This is a genomic window from Cecembia sp. (assembly GCF_007126775.1).
Lineage (GTDB): Bacteria > Bacteroidota > Bacteroidia > Cytophagales > Cyclobacteriaceae > Cecembia.
On the sequence record NZ_SLAP01000166.1, the window covers coordinates 17,136 to 38,380 of the forward strand.

16 protein-coding genes are annotated in these 21,245 nt (G+C 42.1%); 11 read left to right on the forward strand and 5 right to left on the reverse strand.

Going from position 1 to position 21,245, the window contains the following annotated elements; genetic code table 11:
- Positions 1-229 precede the first annotated feature (229 nt).
- Positions 230-1,468, forward strand: a complete 1,239-nt coding sequence (locus QZT73_RS11020; protein ID WP_291788148.1) for a metallophosphoesterase family protein — start codon at positions 230-232, stop codon at positions 1,466-1,468.
- On the opposite strand, the gene QZT73_RS11025 is transcribed toward QZT73_RS11020, so the two are convergent.
- Both QZT73_RS11025 and QZT73_RS11030 read right to left on the reverse strand, forming a co-directional pair.
- Positions 1,453-2,937, reverse strand: a complete 1,485-nt coding sequence (locus QZT73_RS11025) for a sodium:solute symporter (RefSeq protein WP_291788151.1) — start codon at positions 2,935-2,937, stop codon at positions 1,453-1,455. The two genes, QZT73_RS11020 and QZT73_RS11025, sit on opposite strands and share 16 nt — an antisense overlap.
- A 4-nt stretch (positions 2,938-2,941) precedes the next feature.
- Positions 2,942-3,874, reverse strand: a complete 933-nt coding sequence (locus tag QZT73_RS11030; protein WP_291788153.1) for a dihydrodipicolinate synthase family protein — start codon at positions 3,872-3,874, stop codon at positions 2,942-2,944.
- Positions 3,875-4,092: 218 nt separating this feature from the next.
- Between QZT73_RS11030 and QZT73_RS11035 the strand changes: the two genes are divergently transcribed.
- Positions 4,093-5,229 (forward strand): acyltransferase family protein, encoded by a 1,137-nt coding sequence (locus tag QZT73_RS11035; protein ID WP_291788156.1) that lies wholly within the window; start codon positions 4,093-4,095, stop codon positions 5,227-5,229.
- On the opposite strand, the gene QZT73_RS11040 is transcribed toward QZT73_RS11035, so the two are convergent.
- A complete protein-coding gene (locus QZT73_RS11040) occupies positions 5,205-6,215 on the reverse strand; it encodes a phosphatase domain-containing protein (protein WP_291788158.1) in 1,011 nt (336 codons plus the stop codon). The two genes, QZT73_RS11035 and QZT73_RS11040, sit on opposite strands and share 25 nt — an antisense overlap.
- A 231-nt stretch (positions 6,216-6,446) precedes the next feature.
- Here QZT73_RS11040 and QZT73_RS11045 point away from each other — a divergent pair, with 231 nt between their 5' ends.
- The 3 genes from QZT73_RS11045 to crtD all read left to right on the forward strand — a co-directional run bounded on the left by QZT73_RS11045 (position 6,447) and on the right by crtD (position 10,776).
- A complete protein-coding gene (locus QZT73_RS11045; protein WP_291788160.1) occupies positions 6,447-7,403 on the forward strand; it encodes a sugar phosphate isomerase/epimerase family protein in 957 nt (318 codons plus the stop codon).
- A gap of 87 nt (positions 7,404-7,490) precedes the next feature.
- Complete coding sequence (locus tag QZT73_RS11050) at positions 7,491-8,957, forward strand: glycine--tRNA ligase (protein WP_291788162.1); 1,467 nt, start codon at positions 7,491-7,493, stop codon at positions 8,955-8,957.
- Between the two features lie 355 nt (positions 8,958-9,312).
- Complete coding sequence (gene crtD, locus QZT73_RS11055; protein ID WP_291785659.1) at positions 9,313-10,776, forward strand: 1-hydroxycarotenoid 3,4-desaturase CrtD; 1,464 nt, start codon at positions 9,313-9,315, stop codon at positions 10,774-10,776.
- Positions 10,777-11,162: 386 nt separating this feature from the next.
- Here crtD and QZT73_RS11060 read toward each other — a convergent pair whose 3' ends face one another.
- Positions 11,163-11,780, reverse strand: coding sequence for a methyltransferase domain-containing protein (locus QZT73_RS11060; protein ID WP_291788164.1), 618 nt, complete (start codon positions 11,778-11,780; stop codon positions 11,163-11,165).
- Positions 11,770-12,675, reverse strand: a complete 906-nt coding sequence (locus QZT73_RS11065) for a patatin-like phospholipase family protein (protein ID WP_291785657.1) — start codon at positions 12,673-12,675, stop codon at positions 11,770-11,772. The genes QZT73_RS11060 and QZT73_RS11065 overlap by 11 nt, the downstream gene beginning before the upstream one ends.
- Positions 12,676-12,739: 64 nt before the next feature.
- Here QZT73_RS11065 and QZT73_RS11070 point away from each other — a divergent pair, with 64 nt between their 5' ends.
- The 6 genes from QZT73_RS11070 (at position 12,740) to QZT73_RS11095 (ending at position 21,242) form a co-directional block, all read left to right on the forward strand.
- Positions 12,740-13,162 (forward strand): VOC family protein, encoded by a 423-nt coding sequence (locus QZT73_RS11070; protein ID WP_291788167.1) that lies wholly within the window; start codon positions 12,740-12,742, stop codon positions 13,160-13,162.
- Positions 13,163-13,362: 200 nt separating this feature from the next.
- A complete protein-coding gene (locus tag QZT73_RS11075; protein WP_291785654.1) occupies positions 13,363-14,172 on the forward strand; it encodes an alpha/beta hydrolase in 810 nt (269 codons plus the stop codon).
- Between the two features lie 6 nt (positions 14,173-14,178).
- Positions 14,179-15,270, forward strand: coding sequence for an efflux RND transporter periplasmic adaptor subunit (locus QZT73_RS11080; protein WP_291785653.1), 1,092 nt, complete (start codon positions 14,179-14,181; stop codon positions 15,268-15,270).
- A gap of 3 nt (positions 15,271-15,273) precedes the next feature.
- Positions 15,274-18,336, forward strand: a complete 3,063-nt coding sequence (locus QZT73_RS11085) for an efflux RND transporter permease subunit (protein WP_291788169.1) — start codon at positions 15,274-15,276, stop codon at positions 18,334-18,336.
- A gap of 17 nt (positions 18,337-18,353) precedes the next feature.
- Positions 18,354-19,682: a TolC family protein gene (locus QZT73_RS11090; protein ID WP_291785649.1), complete on the forward strand. Its 1,329-nt coding sequence runs from the start codon at positions 18,354-18,356 to the stop codon at positions 19,680-19,682.
- 159 nt (positions 19,683-19,841) lie between these two features.
- A complete protein-coding gene (locus QZT73_RS11095) occupies positions 19,842-21,242 on the forward strand; it encodes a transporter substrate-binding domain-containing protein (protein ID WP_291785648.1) in 1,401 nt (466 codons plus the stop codon).
- Positions 21,243-21,245 lie beyond the last annotated feature (3 nt).

Sequence of the window (21,245 nt, forward strand, 5' to 3'; positions counted from 1 at the left end):
AAGTAAAAAAGTACACTAAAGGCCCTTTTTTAAGCTTTTTTGAACTTTTTACAACAAGAATGATTGGAAATGAGCTGCCAAAATCCCTGAAGGGTATTATGCAAAATGTGATTTTTTTATCTACTCCCGTCCTTGTAAAGGAAAATCTTTTAAAAACTTTCAAGAAAAAAATTCAATGTAAAAGCAATAAAAAGTAGTTTTGAATAATCATATAAAATTCAGGTCATCAATGTCATACCTACAAAAAAACCTTACCATTCTCTTTCTTCTATTTTCTGGCTATTTTGCCCAAGCACAAGAAGCCCCTTTTGCATTTTACCTTACCTGGAATCAGGATCCCACCACTTCTATGGTGGTGGATTGGCATGCAAATGGTTTGGAGCCACAGACTTTAAAAATCAGAAGAAAGGGTACCGAGTCATGGACTGATATGGAGAGCGATGTCATGCCCTATCCGTTTTCTGAGCGGATTGTACACCGGGTAGCCCTGCACGGATTGAGACAGGACACGGCTTATGAAATCATGTTTCCAGGAAAAGAGGAAATTTATTATTTCAGGACAATGCCCGGTAATTTAAATGAAAAGTCACTTAAAATTGCAATTGGAGGTGATTCAATGCATCGGAAAGAATGGTTTGAAAAGACCAATAGAATGGTAACTTTTTTTGAGCCTGATTTTATCATTATTGGTGGAGATATGGCCTATGAGAATGGCTTGGCAGAAAATCTTGGCCGTATTTATGATTGGTTTGATGCATATTCCAATTCCCTTGTGACTGCCGATAAGCGTATTTTGCCTTGCGTAGTGGCCATAGGGAATCATGAAGTAGTGGGCGGTTACTATGGGAGAAATCCAGGTTATGAACAAACCAATTCCTTTAGGAAGCGGATTGCTCCTTACTTCTATAGCCTTTTCGCTTTCCCTGGTCAGCCAGGGTACAATGTGCTTGATTTTGGTTCTTATCTGAGTTTGATCATTTTGGATACCGAGCATTCTAACCCTATTGTAGGAGTACAGACTGAATGGTTGGCGAAGACCCTTAAGGAAAGAGAAAATGTGCTGCATAGAATTCCAATCTATCATGTTCCCGCCTTTCCTTCGGTGAGGAATTATGAGGGACAAACTCAAACCCTGGTTAGGGAAAATTGGGTGCCGATATTTGAGGAAAATGGCGTGCGCATTGCTTTTGAAAATCATGACCACGCTTACAAAAGAACCTTTCCTATTCGGAACCTAGAGGTTGATCAATCTGGGATTATCTACGTCGGAGACGGTTCCTGGGGAGTAGCAGAAAGAGAGATCCATGAGGTGGATGCCACTTGGTATCTGAAAAAGGCCCAGTCTGTTAAAGCCTTTACCTTACTGACTTTGGAAGGGCAGCAATTCAGCCTGATTTCTGTGGATGAAGAAGGGAAAATTATTGACACTTATCCAGAAAGCCCTTTGCAATTTCAGTCGGAAAGATAGTGAGTACTTTTTTTACTCATTAAAATTCCTGTAAAGAAACCCATGATTATGATGGCCATTGTTCCCAAAACAATGGCCCAATTTTTATGTATAATGGGAAAAGAAAGTTGTGGGAAAAACTCCGCCAAACTGACCCAAGCAATCACCATTAATCCTGAAATTACACCCAGGATAGCCGGGGTTTTTGAAAGTTTGGGAGAAATCAAACCCAAAAATAATAAACCTAAGAGCCCGCCGCTAAAAATAGAAGCCAAGCCCCACCAGGCATCCAATGCACTTTCTACCCCATTGAACCCAATGGCCACCCATATGCTCAAAAAACCAATGCTTCCAGAACTCCAATAAAGTACTTTCATACTTTCTTTTTCAGTCAGTCCAGGGCGAAGGTATTTTTTCACATGATCTTCCAGAATCACAGTTGCAGAACTGTTGATGGAAGTGGATAAGGTACTCATTCCAGCGGCAAATATTCCTGCAATCAGTAAACCTGTGATCCCATCCGGAAGGGCATTGATGATAAAATAGGGGAACACCTTATCTCCTTCTGCTGCCAAGTCCTGAGGAATGCTATCGGGAAAACTCTGGTAATAGATAAATAGAGCGGCACCGATCATAAAAAAGAGGAGAGAAACGGGAATGTAAAGCAAGCTCCCCAAGGCCGTGGATCTTTGTGCCGATGGCATGTCTTTGGCACCTAGGTAGCGTTGGATGTAGCTTTGGTCTACCCCAAAGTTTTGCAGGTTGATAAATAGTCCATATATCAATACCAACCAAAACGTACTTTCTGACCAAGACCAATGGTAAGAACCCAGAGAGAATTTTTCCAATGTCATGCCCTCGCTCCAAAATTGTCCTAAGCCTCCAGGTAATTCAAGAAGGATAAAGACCAAACAGGCCAATGCCCCAAGTATCAGGAGAATGCCTTGAATAGCATCTGTCCATACCACTGCCTCTAGGCCTCCTAAGGTTGCATACAACAAAACCCCTAGACCCGTTATCCAGATGATATTGGTGATGCTCCAGCCCAGCATCAAATGCATAGGCAGGGCCAGGAGGTACAAAATAGCACCCATACGGGCCATTTGTGTCAAAAGGTAGCAAACTGAAGCATAAATTCTTGCCCATAACCCAAAGCGAGCCTCAAAATAAGCATAAGCAGAAGGGCTTTGCAGCTTTCTATACAGCGGGACAAAAACCAAAATGGCAAAAACAGCGGCTACAGGGATTGATAGACTGAAAACAAAAGCATTCCAATTGCCGGAATAGGCATTTCCCGGTAAGGCAAGAAAGCTGATGCTGCTGAGGTAAGTCGCAAAAATGGACATGCCAAGTGCCCAAGCGGGTAATTTACCGCTTCCGGTGGTATAATCCAGGCTATTTCTTTTCCTGAAATAGAAGGAAGCCCCAAAAGCAATGATGCCCAGCAAATATATAGTAAATACCAATAGGTCTATTGAGGGCAGGTGCATAGGCTCAAAGTTGGATGACTTTTTCGCTGATTTTAATTATAGCTGATTGAATGTCGGCCTCCAAATCCGGATTAATCTTTAAAAGTGGCGAAGCCAATTGTGAGCCACAGATTCCAAGCTTTTCCATAGCGACCTTAAGCCCTTGAAAATAGCCATAACTTTTCTCTCCTCTTCCATAGATTCTTTTCGAGATTTCAAGAATAAGGGGTTGTATTCGCTGCATTGTCTTCCAGTCTTTTGCCTTGGCTGCTTCAAAAAGCCTCGTGTAGAGTTTTGGGAAAAGATTGGCCCCACCACTTACACCCCCATCTGCTCCGGCCAAAACAGTCTGAGCCAGCATTTCTTCGGGTCCCGTCAGGATGTAAAAATCCGGTTTTTCTGCTTTTATTTCCAAAAGCTTTTCTAAATATACCCCATTTCCCGAACTGTCCTTGATGCCGATGATCCGGGGATGATTGGCCAGGGCACTCACCGTCTGCACCTCTAAATGGCATTTGGTCATATGAGGGAAGTTGTAAAGAATCAGTGGAAGCGCGCATTGTTCTGCCAATTGGGTATAATAATGGAATAAATCTTCCTGGTCCAAGTGGAAGAAAAATGGTGTCAGGGCTACTACGGCAACAGCTCCCCCGCTTTTAGCGGCCTCAGCCAAGTCCAAGCTGACTTCCAAGCAAGTATCACTGATGCCAACCAATACAGGTATTTCCTTGTTGGCGGACTGACAGGCAGTTTTGATCAAATCTTTTCTTAATTGGACCGTTAAACTTGGGCTTTCTCCTGTGGTACCCAAAATAAACATGCCATGCACGCCCCCGTCTACTAAATGCCGCGTGAGTGTTTCAGTTCCTTTCAGGTCTAGCTTACCGTTCCCTAAAAGGGGAGTTACAGCAGGAACCACAATTCCTTCTATCTTTGGTAATAGGTTTGTAGGTATCATCTTGGTAATTTAAAAAATATTTTCAGGTCAGCGATCAATTATCCAAAATTGGTAATAGTAATACATCAGAAAAAATTGTATGTAATGGCTAAAGGAATCGAAATACTCATACAACCCTATCCATACTATTACAATGGGCTTAATTTTCTTGATACCCGTCACAGCCCGCAATTTTGGAGCTCAAATCAATTTACATTTGGGAAAAAACCAGATCAGTGATGAGAAGATATGATTTAGATTGGCTCCGGGTCATCGTGTTTGCCTTGTTGATACTATACCATGTGGGGATGTTTTTTGTCCCTTGGGGTTTCCATATCAAAAACAATGTGATCTACGAAGGGATTAAGTGGCCCATGTTGTTTGTCAACCAATGGCGCCTTCCTATTCTTTTTGTGATTTCCGGTATGGGTACTTACTATGCTTTATCCAAAAGGAGTGGCGGACAATTCGCTATGGAAAGAATAAAGCGCTTGTTTTTGCCCTTGGTGGTCGGGATTCTATTTATCGTTCCTCCTCAAGTATATTTTGAAAGATTGGATAAAGGGCAATTCGAAGGTGGTTTTTTGGGTTATTGGCCTGCCGAAGCATTTATCGGTATTTACCCAGAAGGAAATTTCTCTTGGCACCACCTTTGGTTTTTGCCTTACCTCTTGGTTTTTTCTTTGTTGTTAATCCCCGGCTTTTTATACCTGAGAAACAATTCCCAAACTGGTTTGATTAAGCGAGTGGGGCGCTTGGCGGCGAGACCCATCGGCTTGTTTTGGTTGATCATTCCCCTGTATCTCTGGGAGGCATTTCTGGAACCCTTCTTTCCCTCCACCCATGCTTTATGGGGAGATTGGTTTAATGTGGTCAATTACCTCACGCTTTTCTTTTATGGTTTTTTGCTGATTTCGGTGGGTGATGTTTTTTGGACAACCGTAGCTGCAAATCGCAGGAAATACCTGTATTTGGGCATCTTGGGCTTTAGTTTGATGTTTGGTTTAAGGTTGGTTTTTGAGGATTCGGTCTTCATTCATTTTATAGAGGCCTTATTTAAAGTGGTCAACCTTTGGGCTTGGATTCTGGCTCTCTTTGGCTATGCATCGGCTTATTTGAACCAATCCAGTAACACTTTGAGCTATGCCAATGAGGCAGTTTATCCATTTTATATTCTTCATCAGACCATCACCATCGCCATCGGGTTTTATTTGATGGATTTGGATTGGGGATTTTGGCCAAAATTCCTGATCATGGCAGTTGGAACCTTTGTCATTTCATGGTTCATCTATGAAGCAGGGATCAGGAGGTGGACATGGATCAGGCCTTTATTCGGTTTGAAAAACCGTAATCAGGTTACTTCCGAAGCTACCTGAACCCGTTCCAAAGCCGACTTAGGAATCCACCCCTGAGCAGCGGCATGGGAGGCAGCCTCATGGGTGTTCTTGATCAGCAGCATAGGGATGCCAAGATTTTTCAGTTCGGATTCAATGGCTAGTAATTCTGGATGTCTGGATGTTTTGATATCCCTGATATAGATCATTTTTACCCTGCCAGGGTAATCCTTGACTACTTGCAGGTAAATTTCCGGATCATGCTGTCCAGAGTCTCCGATCAAGACGAATTGGAGATGTTTTTCAATTTCGAATATTTTTTCCACCTGCTTCAATTTGTGCTCCCAATGGCTTCCTGCAATAAATTGCTCCCTGGATAAACCCAAATCCCTTAACATTAAGGGACCCTTTGGGATCTGGTGAACTTCCAGAAACTCCATGAGAAAATCGTAGAGGTTCCATGGTGAACTGGAAACATAGAAAAAGGGATGACTCACCTGATCTGCGTTTCCTTTGGCCAAGGCTTGGTAAAATGCTGCGATACCTGGGAAAGGTAAGCGCGTATGTGCATTGCCCATAAAGGTGGTTTTCAACATAGTAAACAAGCGGGTAGCTCCTGTGGGCACAATGGTGTCATCTATATCAGAAATCACTCCAAATCCTATATTTTTTAAGGGTATAAATACTTGGTTGATGGCCCGTACTTCTCCTTGATTTTTTACTACCTTATCCAAAAGCTCGACTCTTACTTCCTGCCATGGAGAATCCAAGGTAATGGGCTTTTGAAAATGCAGATGAATAACAAAATATCCCTCATCGTCAGTGGTGGCAGTTTGGACAATACCTTGGAATTCGGCCCTGACCCGTACATTGGGGATTTCCCATGACATAAAGCGTTTGTACATTTTTTTGAAATTTTGCCACTTCTTATCCTCTAAATTGGAGGCTACTATGCCCCGGTCCCGAAGCACCCTTCCTAAAAAATATATTTCATGACTATTTCCGAATCCTTTATAAGGCAAAATCATCAGCGATTTAACCAGGCCACTTTGAATCCCAAACCACAACTTGGCTTTAGAAAAATAGATTTTGAGGGCATTTAAAATGTGAAGACTTGTTTTTTTGAAGGCAGGCAAAATTAAATTTTTTAATTTCCGACAAAATAAGGAAAAAACAGGAGATCAATTTTTGTATTCCTGTAAGGCTATGGGTAAATTTCTCATTCTTATTTGATACCCGCAACTAAACTACCTTAAAAAATGAAGAATCAAGCATCCCTCCAAAGAAGAACATTCCTTAAAAAAGCCAGTCTAGCCTCCATGGCCTTGGGTTTGTTTTCTAGTCCTTTTGACCTTTTAGGCAGAAATCCTGCCAACCCAGCCTTCAAAATATCCTTAGCAGAGTGGTCGGTCAACAGGTTGATCTTTTCGGGGAAATTGGATCATCTGGATTTTCCTTTGGAAAGTAAGAAGCATGGTGTTCATGCGGTAGAATATGTGAATCAGTTTTTTATGGATAAAGCCCAGGATAAGGCTTATCTCGGGGAGATGAATACCCGCTGCCAGAATGAGGGCATAGAGCAGGTGCTCATCATGTGTGACAGGGAAGGGATGCTCGGTGCCAAGTCGGAGTCGGATCGGCTCCAGACTGTGGAAAACCATAAAAAGTGGGTAGAAGCAGCGCAGTTTTTAGGTTGCCACTCCATCCGTATCAATGCTTATACGGAAATTCCATGGTCTGAAGATCCCCAGGTAGCTGCTGAAGCCATGAAACTCTGCGCAGATGGCATGCGGCCTTTGTGTGAATTTGCTGATGATTATGGCATTGATGTCCTGATAGAAAACCACGGGGGCTACTCCAGTGATGGGAAGTGGCTATCAGGGATGCTGAAGATGGTGGATCATTCCAGGGCTGGAAGTCTGCCTGATTTTGGTAATTTCATCATTCAATCCAAGGAAGGGAACACCATTTCTTATGATTCTTACCGAGGGGTCAATGAATTGATGCCATTGGCCAAAGGGGTAAGTTTGAAGCCCTATGTATATGATGATGCTGGCAATCGCTCGCCTTTAGATTATGAACGGATGATGCACTTGGTTCTTTCTCATGGCTACCAGGGTTATGTGGGCATTGAGCACGGGGATAGAGACAGGGAATGGGAAAGTATTGTAGAAATCAGAAGTATTCTGGAAAGTTTGCAAAAAAAATTGGCCTGATTCAAAAAAGCAGTATTTGTTATTTCCAGAAGGAATTAATCCTTTTCAAACCTTGCTATTCAGGCATTTTAATTAATTTTGCGCCTTATGGCAAAAAATGAACAAACTGCGGAAAATACGCAACTGAAAGATATTATTGCGCATGCCAAGGAATACGGCTTTGTGTATCCCTCTTCTGAAATCTATGATGGCCTGCAGGCCGTCTATGATTACGGAGCTTATGGGGTAGAATTGAAAAATAACCTGAAGCGGCTTTGGTGGGAAACCATGACCCGGCTCAATGACAATATTGTAGGCATAGATGCTGCAATTTTTATGCATCCCACCACTTGGAAAGCTTCCGGTCACGTGGACAGCTTCAACGATCCCATGATTGATAATAAGGACAGCAAAAAGCGCTACCGTGCAGATGTGCTTATTGAGGAAAAAGCTGCCCAATATGAAAAAGGCGGTGACAAAGAAAGGGCCCAAAATCTGCTCAACGCTATGGCACGATTACTGGAGGCCGAAGATTTATCAGGGGTTAGAGACCTAATCATCAATGAAAATATTGTCTGCCCCATCAGCAGTACTGCCAATTGGACTGAGGTGCGCCAGTTTAACCTGATGTTTTCCACACAAGTTGGGTCCGTGGCTGAGGATGCTTCTACCATTTACCTAAGACCGGAAACCGCACAAGGGATTTTTGTCAACTTCCTCAATGTGCAGAAAACGGCCAGGATGAAGGTGCCTTTTGGGATAGCACAGATAGGGAAAGCATTCAGGAATGAAATTGTGGCACGGCAGTTTATATTCCGTATGCGGGAGTTTGAGCAAATGGAGATGCAATTCTTTGTAAGGCCTGGCACCGAGTTGGAATGGTACAAAGAATGGGCAGCTACCCGTATGAAATGGCACAAGGCCCTGGGTATTCCGGAGGAGAAGTTGAGAAGGCATGACCATGAGAAATTAGCCCACTATGCCAATGCGGCGATGGATATTGAATACGAATTCCCTTTCGGCTTTAAGGAAGTGGAAGGTATACACTCGAGGACAGATTTTGATCTGAAGAGCCATCAGGAGTATTCCAAAAAGAAGCAGCAATATTTCGATCCCGAGGTCAATCAGAATTATATCCCTTATGTGATCGAGACTTCCATTGGGGCGGACAGGCTTTTCCTTATGACCTTGTGCAATGCCTATGTGGAGGAAGAGGTAGAAGGAAAGCAAAGAACTTACCTGAAGTTCCACCCGGCTTTAGCCCCTGTGAAAGCAGCCATTTTGCCTTTGACCAAGAAGGATGGATTGCCGGAAAAAGCCCAAGAGATTGTAGAAAATCTGAAATACGATTTCAATATCATTTATGAGGAAGCAGCGTCTATTGGCAAACGTTATGCCCGACAGGATTTGATCGGTACACCATTTTGTATTGCCGTAGATCATCAGACTTTGGAGGATAATACGGTTACCATCAGGCATAGAGATACGACCGAACAGGAAAGGGTAGCCATTGCTGACCTGTATGCCCGTTTGGCAGCAGCTTGTAGCTTTAGGAGGGTGTTTGAGAAAATTTGATAGCAAGTCAATTGAAGAATTTTACTCCAAAAATAAAGGAGGGCTCTAAAAGCAAGAGCCCTCCTTTTTTATGGTCGGCCCTACAGGCCTCAGGTTTCGTGTTATCCTGCTGTCCCAGACTTCCGCAAGCTACAGTCTGGGTTGTCACGGGACAGCCTTTCAGGCTTTTTTTTAACCAGGGCTTATCAAACAATAGTATCTGTAGGGTTTTACAAAGTTATCCAAGTCACATTTTTTTGGAAGCCCCATTGACTGCTCAACCTCAGAGTTTTTTCTTTAGGAGACACAGGTTCTGTCATTTCGCAGGAAAATACCTTAATTTTAAACCGAAATACCAAGAGGCTGTTTAAATCATATGTCTAAAAAAGCGATCGTCATTGGTGCAGGAATCGCAGGGCTTGCAGCCGCTGTGCGTCTTGCCAATAAAGGTTTTCAGGTACAGGTTTTCGAAGCCAATCCCTACCCTGGAGGAAAATTATCTGAAATCAAGCATGGGGACTACCGTTTTGATGCGGGTCCTTCACTTTTCACTTTGCCCGAACAAGTGGAAGAACTCTTCCGCATTTCAGGAAGGTCTCCTGAGCAGCATTTTGAATACGTTAAATTGCCTGTGGCCTGCCATTACTTTTGGGAAGATGGCAATCAAGTGAAAGCTTGGTCGGATATTAACCGCTTTGCAGAGGAAGTAGAAACAAAATTGGGAGAACCTGCCGAAAATGTCCGAAAGGCACTGAAGGAATCAGCTTTTATTTATGAACACCTTTCCCCGCTGTTTATGCACCGCTCTCTGCATAAACTGAATACATGGACCAATAAGGAAGCGCTGAAATCTTACCTCAAGATGGGCAAACTGGGTATTTTCAGTACCATGAACAAGTCCAACGAAAAGCGATTTTCCCAGTCCAAAATGGTGCAGCTATTTAATCGCTATGCCACTTATAATGGTTCCAATCCATATGAGACTCCGGCTACACTGAGCATTATACCCCATTTAGAATTCAATATAGGAGCTTTTTTTCCAAAGAAAGGCATGCATGATATTACCCTTTCCATTTACAACTTGGCGCTTGATCTTGGGGTGAATTTCGAATTCAACACCAAAGTAGATGAAATCCTTGTGCAAAATAAGCAAGCGATTGGGATTGCGGTAAATGGTATCAGGAAAGAGGCAGACCTTGTGGTCAATAATATGGATATGGTTAATGCTTATAAAACCATTCTGAAGAAGCAGAAGCAACCTAGGCTTTTGCTTGATCAGCCAAAATCCAGTTCGGCGCTTATATTTTACTGGGGGATCAAGAAGAATTTTCCTGAACTTGACCTTCACAATATCCTCTTCTCGGAAAATTATAGAGAGGAGTTTAACCATATTTTCCATAAGAAAAGTATCTACCATGATCCTACTGTGTATATCAATATCACTTCAGTTTACAAGTCTGATGATGCGCCAGAGGGCTGTATGAATTGGTTTACCATGATCAATGTCCCCAATAATCAGGGGCAGAACTGGGATATTATGATTTCTGAGGCCAGAAAAAATATCATTGCCAAGGTCAACCGCATTTTAAAAACTGATATTGAATCTCTGATCGATGTGGAAGATGTGCTTGAACCCAGAACCATAGAAAGTCGGACTTCCAGTGCCAATGGGGCGCTCTATGGTAATAGTTCGAATAACATGTATGCTGCTTTCCTTCGTCACGCCAATTACTCCTCCGATATCAAAAACCTGTATTTCTGTGGCGGTAGTGTGCACCCTGGAGGAGGCATTCCATTGTGTTTGCTTTCTGCAAAGATTATGACGGAAATGGTGGATTAGGTGAAAGGAAAAAGGGAAAAGAGTTTTAACCGGTGGGACTTAGGAACGGAGAGAATTTGAGATTTTAGAGACGAAGGGACATAGGGGCGGAGAGAGAGAGGCTAGAAGCGTGAGAATGGGTTGTACCAGGTACCAAGTACAATGTACCAAGCCACAGTTCGAGCAAATAGGAAGCGAGTTTGCCTACCTTGAGTTAGGATGCTAGAGATGAGAATTTTGTAAGTGTGAAGGGGGATTTCGGAAGTGATTTAAGTTTAAAGCTTAAGGATTAAAGGGGTTTATTTTAACCACAAAAGATACAAAAGGGAACAAAAGAAATAATTCACCTAAAATCGGATTTTGGAAGGCGGATGGAAAATCCCACTTCACAAGAAATCCGAAATCATTTATCTTTTCCTAAAAACAAATACCCCCATACTCCGCTGTCCGTGGACAAGGACGCTTTTGGGGGACTCCAGGTACTCAAGTCCATAGCGATTGAGCATGTTTTTTTCCAGGTTTTCGGTCAGGACAAAGCGCTCAGACCCATCCGGCAGGAGGTAAACACCTTCTCCCAAATGTGGGGAATTTTCTAAGATGTTGCCTGCATCGGTACACATGCGCATGAAGAAAGTACCCCCGGGTTTAAGCACCCGCATCATTTCATCCAGCATTTGGAAAAAATGGGTTTCTGATTGGGCAAAATGAAGGACAGCAGAACTCAATATCGCATCAAAAGCCTCTGAATGAAAGGGCATGTCCTCAATATGGCAGTCCTGAAAGCGGTATAGGTCATAGTCAGGCTTTATGGTTTGGGCAATTATTCTTGCCATTTGTATGGCACTGCCATTGGCATCTGCTCCAAATATCTGATACCCTTGCTGCAAAAAATATATGCAGTTTCGGCCTTCACCAGAGCCTGCATCCAAAATTTTCATGGATTTGTCAAATCTTCCCTTGAGGATCTGATCCAAGAGGTACAGGTCCACATTGCCGAGCAAATTATTCAGTTCTTTAATTTCCATCTTCAAATACCTTAATGGCATGTATCATTTTTTCTCTTCCCACACGAATGAGTTCCTCAGCCCTATGGAATTCCAAAGTCCCGGCCTGCTCCCTCGATATTTCAATCAAAATGTCAACCTCATGTTTTTCTATGACCAATGCGGAAAGTTTATCCTGTAAGAGGTCAAAAGAAAAGTTCAACAACTCCACAGAGCTCATGGCTTTCAATTTGTCTTCTTTTTCGGCTTTTTCATCAGAATAGAAGTAATTGGTGAATTTATTCTGGTAATCCTTCAACCAAGAGGGTAATTTAAGCGAAGAGGCTCTTTTATCCTTATTTTTAACATTCAAAATTGCATTTTTGGGGCCATTAAGGTCTACAGCTACCACAATATCTCCCAGATGGTCTTTATCCAGCAAATTGAAAGGAATCGGATTGATAATACCCCCGTCGATGAACTCTTGATTGCCAATTTTAGCAGGTGTCAGCACAGTAGGAATAGAGAGAGAAGCCCTTATGGCTTCAAAAATGCTTCCTGATTCAAAAATCCTTTCCTTTCCTGAGGGAATTTCTACTGCTGTACAGCGAAAGGGTATCATCAGTTTTTCAATTTCGCAGTCATTTATGAGTTTTTTGAGCTCGCCAAAGACCTTGTCCCCTTTGATAAATCCTTTGCTTGATAATGTGAAATCCATCAGGGAAAAAACATCAATCCGGTCCAGGTTACAAATCCACTCTTTAAATTTGGGCAATTGCCCGGTGGCATAAATACCGCCTATCAAGGCTCCTGCTGAACAACCGGCTATAGAGACGATTTCATAGCCATTTTCTTCCAAAGCCTCTATGGCACCTATATGGGCCATCCCTCTCGCACCACCACTGGAAAGTACCAATGAAACAGTTTTCTTACCCATAATTAACTTTCGTTTTTTTCAAAATAAAATTGGATGCTATTTTGTGATGCAAAATTAATGAATTATGAGCCAATGTAAACCTTTTCATCTTGCCTTTCCTATTCGTGATATCGAAGAAACCAAGGCATTTTACGGTGACCTACTGGGATGTGAAATAGGTCGAAGTACTGAAAAATGGATAGATTTTAATTTCTTTGGGCACCAACTTTCAGCCCATATCAAACCCGAAGAACTTTCTGTGGCGCATTCCAACCAGGTAGATGGTAAAAATGTTCCGGTAAGACATTTTGGTGCCATTTTGCCTTGGGATGAATGGCATCAGCTCGCAGATAAGCTCAAAGCGCATGGAATATCCTTCATCATAGAGCCTTATACCCGATTTCAAGGGGAAGTAGGAGAACAAGCTACGATGTTTTTCCTTGACCCAGCCGGGAATGCGCTAGAATTCAAGTCATTTCAAGATGAAAGTCAGATCTTTGCTAAATAACAACTACATTAATTATTATGTAAATTTAACATAATGAATACTGATTGAAGTTGCATTTATTTTACAGAAATTGACCATTAATCGCACCTTACAGCCTTCTATATTTATTTCATTTCAAAGCAGAACGAAAGGCCTTAGCTTTCGGTTGAATAACTATCTGCCATCGCTTGAGTTATATGCTAGGAAAAATATCAAAAGGCATGTTGTACTATAAAACATACCCTCACCCAAAAAGTCAGGAATGGATTGTATTCATTCATGGAGCAGGTGGGTCCTCAGCTATCTGGCATAAGCAGATCAGGGAGTTCAGAGAAGAGTTTAACCTGCTTCTGATAGACCTCAGGGGGCATGGAAAGTCTGCGGGGCACATCAAAAATATTTGGAATGATAAGTATACTTTCCAAGCCCTTACAAAAGATATCATTGAAGTACTGGATCATTTGAACCTTCCACCGGCACATTTCATGGGAGTTTCATTGGGTACTATTTTGACAAGGCAATTGGCTGAAATGGAGCCGCAAAGGGTGAAATCCATGGTTATGGCAGGTGCAGTTACCAAACTGACCATTACTTCAAGAATGCTGGTGGTGTTGGGAAATGCATTCAAATCGCTTGTCCCATATATTTGGCTATACAGTCTTTTTGCATGGATTATTATGCCCAGGAGGCACCACGCCGAATCAAGGAATTTGTTTATCAGGGAGGCCAAGAGACTTTGCCAAAAAGAATTTATTCGGTGGTTTAAACTGACCAAGGATGTGAATCCTTTACTCAGGTATTTTAAAGAGAAGGATATTGGTATTCCTACCCTTTATGTCATGGGTGAGGAGGATATCATGTTTTTGGAGCCTGTAAAAAAAATTGTCCAAGAGCATAAACTTTCACTGCTCAAAATTGTCAAAGCTTGTGGACATGTCGTCAATGTTGAGCAACCAGAGGTATTTAATCGTGTATCTTTGCAATTTCTCAAAAACCAAAATCAAAACCTAAATTACAGTCTGGTAGACTGATAAAGAATGAAAAAACAAACCAAAATTATTTTAACAGTATTGATTATTGCGGTCATCGCAGTGATTTTTATTTATCCCAGAAGGGATACAATTTTTGGTGGAGGAAAAGAAGGCCCTGCTGCGGGCCCAGCCACAGGAGCCGGTTCCTCCGGTCAGAATTTACCGGTCAATGTGGTTGAACTAAGGCCAGAACGATTGGAAAATGTCCTCAGTCTAACAGGTACTATTCTTCCCAATGAAACAGTGAATCTCAGGTCTGAAATTTCGGGACTGGTCTCCCGTATTAGTTTTCGGGAAGGAGAGTTTGTCAAAAAGGGCAGCCCCTTGGTATACCTCAATGATGATGAATTAAAAGCCCAATACCAAAGACTGGAATATACCAAAAAACTGTTTGAAAGTCAGGAAAACAGACAAAAGCAGCTCTTAGAGAAAGAGGCCATTTCCCAGGAAGAATATGATATAGTTTTAAATCAGTTTAATACGAACCTTGCAGATTTAAGATTGGTAGAGGCACAGTTGAACAAAACGATAATCGTAGCACCTTTTGATGGGGTTTTGGGTTTGCGACAGATCTCGGAAGGGAGTGTCATAGGAACTGCTGACGTAATTGCCAGTATAGTCAATATTGACCCCATTAAAGTTGAATTTTCTATTCCAGAAAGGTATGCCAACCTAGTTGAGTTGGGATCAAAAATATATTTCACCAATGAAGCCGGTGGAGAGGAGGCAGAAGGTACAGTTTATGCTTTTGAACCCACGATTGATGCAGGTACCAGGACACTTAGGCTAAGGGCTACCAGTTCCAACAAAGGCAGGAGGTTTCTTCCGGGGATGTTTGCCCGTATACGTTACATCCTGGGGGTTGAGGAGGATGCCCTCATGGTACCTTCTGAATCCATCATTCCTGAATTGAATGGCTATAAGGTTTTTATTGTGAACACAGAGGGGAAAGTGGAAGAAAGACAGGTATCCATTGGTACAAGGACAGAAAGATATGTTCAAATTGTCAATGGATTGAATGAAGGTGATTTGGTATTGACCACCGGAGTGCTGCAAGTAAGGGCTGGAATGCCTGTGAATTACAATAAAATCAATTAAGCAATGGCGAGTTTATCAACCATAAGTATCCGCAGGCCTGTTTTAGCCATTGTGATGTCCCTGACCATCCTTCTTTTCGGATCCATAGGAATCACATTATTGGGAGTAAGGGAATTCCCTAGCGTCGATCCGCCAATCATCAATGTAAGGACGACTTATGTCGGAGCCAATGCAGATGTTATTGAAGCGCAGATAACTGAACCATTAGAAGAAGCCATCAATGGTATAGCCGGTATCAAGTCACTTACTTCAACCAGTAATGATGGTACCAGCAATATCACAGTGGAGTTCGATGTTGGTGCCGATTTGGAAGCTGCTGCCAATGACGTGAGAGATAAAGTATCAGGTGCAGTAAGGAGATTGCCCCCTGACACAGAACCTCCTGTTGTTTCCAAAGCTGATTCTGATTCGCAACCCATTGTTTTTTTGAATGTACAAAGTGACAGGAGAAACTTGATGGAGCTTTCGGATATAGCCAATAACGTATTTAAGGAAAGGTTGCAGACCATTCCAGGTGTGAGTACCGTTCAGATTTGGGGTGAAAAACGCTATGCCATCAGGTTGAGAATTGACCCTTTGAAGATGGCTTCATATGGTATTACACCCTTAGATGTACTGACCAAAGTGCAGACAGAAAACATAGAGCTTCCATCAGGAAGGATTGAAGGATCTGTGATAGAATTGTCAGTGAGAACCAAAAGCCGGTTGAATACGCCACAGGAATTCAATGAATTGATAATCAAAGAAGATCAAAATAACATTGTAAGATTTCAGGATGTGGGTAGAGCCGAGTTGGCTGCATTGAATGAAAGAACCGTCCTTAAAAGGGATGGAATTCCAATGGTGGGTGTGGTTTTGGTACCACTGCCCGGTTCCAACAATATTGAAATAGTAGACGAATTTTACAAGAGGCTGGAAATCATAGAAAAGGATATTCCTGAAGATATCAAACTAGGGATCGGTTTTGATTCTACAAAGTTTATTCGAAATTCCATAAAGGAAGTACAGGAAACCATTTTAATTGCTTTTTTACTGGTAGTCTCCATTATCTTCCTATTTCTGAGAGATTGGCGTACGACATTTATACCAGTGCTTACTATTCCTATTTCATTGATAGGAGTATTTTTCATCATGTATATTATGGGCTTTTCCATCAATGTACTCACCTTGCTGGGCATCGTGCTTTCCATTGGCTTGGTAGTTGATGATGCCATTGTGGTATTGGAAAACATATATACTAAAATCGAGCAGGGAGAAAATCCTGATAAAGCTGCAGAAAAAGGGGCCGAAGAAATCTTTTTTGCGGTTATTTCTACCACGGTGGCACTGGCCGCAGTGTTTCTTCCCGTAATTTTCCTTACGGGTACTACAGGAAGGTTATTCCGGGAGTTCGGTATTGTGGTCGCAGGAGCAGTAATTATTTCTTCCTTTGTGGCTTTGACCATGACACCGATGTTGAGTTCTAAGCTTTTGAAGAAAAGAGAGAAGCAAAACGCATTTTACAATATTACCGAACCCTTCTTTGTTTGGTTGAATGAAAAATACAGTATTGCCTTGGCCGCCTTCATGAAATTTAGATGGTCTGCTTTTATCATTATTGTACTTATGGGTTTTGGTATTTATCAATTTTTCCAAATCATTCCTACCGAACTTTCGCCCATAGAAGATAGGGGTGAAATGAGAGTAAATCTAACCGGACCGGAAGGAGCTACTTTTTCATATATGGATAATGTCCTGGATGAAATGACCCAGGATTTTATGGAACAGATTCCTGATGAGGAAAGGGCTGGAATTATCACTGTAACATCTCCCGGCTTTGGTACAGCCAGTACAAATTCAGGTTTTCTACGCTTGATACTTACAGAGGCTTCTGAAAGGAACAGATCCCAGCAGGAAATCTTCAATCAGGTTCAGAATAAATTGAGAGATTATACTGCGGTAAGGGCATTTGCAACACAACCGCCCTCTATCGGTGACAGAAGAGCAGGCTTGCCTGTTCAGTATGTGATCCAAGCGCCTACCTTGGATAAATTGAAGGAGGTTATCCCTTCCTTCCTGGAACAGGCTAATCAAAGTCCAGTCTTCAGTTTTGCTGATGTCAATCTTAAATTTACCAAACCTGAAATTGAGGTGGAAATAGACAGACAAAAAGCCAGGAATGTTGGGGTATCCGTCCAAGAGATTGCAAGAACACTGCAACTTTCCTATTCAGGACAGCGGTTTGGATATTTTATAATGGGCGGTAAACAATACGAGGTGATTGGTGAAATGCAACTGCAGGACAGGAATGAGCCGATCAACCTGAGGATGTTGTATGTGCGGGCCGATAATGGGGAGTTGGTACAATTAGATAACCTGGTGACAATTTCGGAAAAAAGCACTCCTCCCCAACTTTACCGTTTTAACCGATTTGTCTCTGCGACAGTCTCGGCCGGTTTGGCTGAGGGATATACAATTGGAGTTGGGCTGGAGGAAATGGACCGCATTGCTGCAGAAGTGTTAGATGATTCCTACAGTACGGATTTGGCAGGGCTTTCGAAGGAATACAGGGATAGCTCCAACAGTTTGATTTTTGCCTTCTTGTTTGCGCTGATTTTGATTTACCTGGTACTATCTGCACAATTTGAGAGCTTTAAGGATCCATTGACCATTATGTTTACTGTGCCTTTGGCCTTGTTCGGCGCCTTGTTCTCTTTGTGGTACTTTGATTTTACCTTAAATATCTTCAGTCAGATCGGTATCATCATGTTGATTGGGTTGGTGACCAAAAACGGTATTCTGATTGTAGAGTTTGCCAATCAGCGAAAAGCCCTTGGGATGTCCATAGATGAAGCAATTATCGGTGCAGCGGGGGCTAGGTTTAGACCCATTTTGATGACAAGTTTATCCACCATTTTGGGTATCCTTCCGATCGCGTTGGCTTTGGGAGCAGGGGCGGAAAGCCGGGTGCCAATGGGTGTGGTGGTGATTGGAGGTCTGGCCTTTGCAACCATACTTACCCTATTTGTTATCCCAGCGGTTTACACGTATTTAACTTCGAAAAAAGGAAGATTAGCGAGAGTCTGATGAAAAAACTATTTTGTATGCTGACCCTGTTGATGCTGGGTCAGCATTTAAGCTTTGCACAAGAAGAAATCAATATAGATTTAGAAGAGGCTATTCTCATTGGTCTTGATCAAAATTTTGGTGTCAAAATCGCCAGTAATAACCAGAATATTGCTGAAAGAGAGGTAAGGATTACCAAGGGTAGCCTGCTTTTTCCTATAATAGATGCCAATTTTTTGAGAGCATATACAGTAGACGATGTGACTCAGCAATTCGTTAACTCGCCAGAACCCAATGAGATAAAGGGAGCGGAATCAAATAATGAAAACTATTCTTTAGTTGGAATATATGGCTTAAGACCTGAGGCGATTTACACCATGAAGGTTGTTGGGAAGCTGGCCGAGGTCAGTGAATTGCAGGCTAAAGTAATGGTAGAAAATACAGTTGCCGGGATTGCTACTGCTTATTACCGGTTGGTTTTGGAACAGCAGCGACAAAAAGTCTTGGAAACAACGCTGGAATTGTCCGAATCCCGCTTGAACATAGCACAGGCTAGGTATGAACTGGGCGGGGCTGGGAAAAGGGATTACCTGACTGCGCAAGTGGATTACAATACGGACCGTTCCCTGCTGGTGAATCAGCAATTGGCTATTAAAAATGCCAGGATCAATCTCAATGAATTGCTGGCACTTTCCCCCGAAACCCAGCTTGCGGTTAAAGACACCATTGTGGTTAAAAATAACCTGATACTGGATGACTTATTGGAAAATGCTTATATCCACAACAAAGAGTTCTTAATTACCCAGAGGAATGAAAACGTAGCTTTCCTTAGTCTAAGAGAAACCCAAGCTTTAAGACTCCCATCTGTAAACCTGAATGCCTCTTACAATAACAATACCTTGAATGCTGAGGCCGGTTTCTTGCTGTTCAACCAAAGACAGGGGTTTAATTATGGCTTTACAGCATCTTTTAATGTCTTCAATGGTTTTGCGCTTAACAGAAGGATACAGAATGCCAAAGTCCAAAGGGTAAATGCAGAATTGGCTGTGGAACAAATGGAAATTCAGATGGCCTCGGATATCCAAAGGGCCTATAACATATACAATACCAACCTGCAGTTGTTGGATATAGAATATGCAAATTACAAAGTTGCAGTTGAAAGTGCTGACATCGCCTTGGAAAGGTTCCGTTTGGGTATTGCCGATTACCTGCAGTTCCGGGATGCGCAGGTCAATCTCCTGACAGCAGAGGACAGGTTGATCACCGCCTTATATAATATCAAGGAAATGGAAATTGAATTGATGCGCTTGTCGGGAAGGATATTTTACCAAGGAGATGAAAACAGATTTTCTCTCGTCGTTAAATAGTCCAAAATATATTTATTTTTGAAAAGCCATCCTGATTATCAATGGGATGGCTTTTTTGCTTTTCAAAATTGACACATAGTTTCCAAATATTATTTGGTATAAAATTTGTTATTTTTACTACTTGTGCTCACCATGTCCATGATTATGGACCTAAAATAAATGAAAAAAGCCCTGGTAGGAGTTTTTATAATTATTGTAATTTCCCTTTTTGGATTCCAGTGTACTTCCCTTGATAAAAGAGAAGTGCTAGAAAATCCTTGGGATAATCCTGTATCCCTGGATCTTGATGAAATCGTAAAAAGAGGATATATCAGAGCGGTAGTGGACAATTCTTCTACCAGTTATTATATCTACAGGGGCAGAAGGATGGGTTATGAGTTTGAAATGCTCAGAAGCTTGGCCAAGCATTTAGGAGTAAAGCTGCATTTGATCGTCAAATCTGATATCAAAGAGGCATTCAAATTGCTCAATAAGGGTACAGCTGATATTATCGCCATGAATCTGGAAGTAACAGATGCCAGAAGCAAAATGGCCAATTTTACAACTCCATTGGGACAAATGGGTACGGTTCTGGTGCAAAGGAAAGACGGTGATCCTGCCAAAGATTTTTGGGAGCTTCAGGGCAAAGTATTGCATATCAGAAAGGATGCAGTATACAGGGCCCAATTAGACCAGATTCAGGAAGCTTATGGCATCGAATTCTCTATTATGGAAGGACAGGGAGACAATGAATTCTTCATACAAAAAGTCGTTAATAAAGAAATTGACTTTACAGTGGTAGACAGGGTAGAAGCCCTTGTCAATGCGACCTATTACAACAGCCTGGACATAGACTTTGAAATCAGTCCCAAGTCTGATGTGGCCTGGGCTATTAGAAAAAATGCGCCTGAACTCGAAATAGCAGTTAACCAGTGGATTGAAAATGGGAGAAGTTCAGGTTATATAAATACTGTGTACGCCAAATATTTCAAAAATTCTAAGAACAGTTATTTCCGGAACAACAGCCCTTTTTCTTCTCTAGCCGGAAATTCCATTTCTCCCTATGATGAGATCATTAAAAGGGGTTCGGAAGATTTGGGTTGGGATTGGAGATTATTGGCCTCATTGGTTTACAAAGAATCCAGATTTGATACCACAGCCATCTCCTATGCGGGCGCAGTTGGGCTTTTGCAATTGATGCCCGTGACTTTAGAGAGATTTGGCGTGGAAAACCCCAACGATCCCTTTGAAAGTCTGATGGGTGGAGTCAGCTACCTCAAGTATTTGGACCGTTTTTGGAGAGCAAGGATTCCTGAAGCCAATGAAAGGATAAAAGTGATTTTGGCCTCCTATAACATAGGACATGGTCATGTAGAGGATGCCTGGAAATTGACCATCAAATATGGTGGAAACCCCCAAAATTGGGAAAGTATTGCTACTTTTCTCCAGCTTAAAACAGATCCCATGTATTATAGAGACCCTGTGGTAAGGAGCGGTTATGCAAAAGGCCACCTCGCTGTCAATTATGTCGATGACATTATGATCCTATATGATTCCTACAGGGTCCTGATTGATCCCTGATCG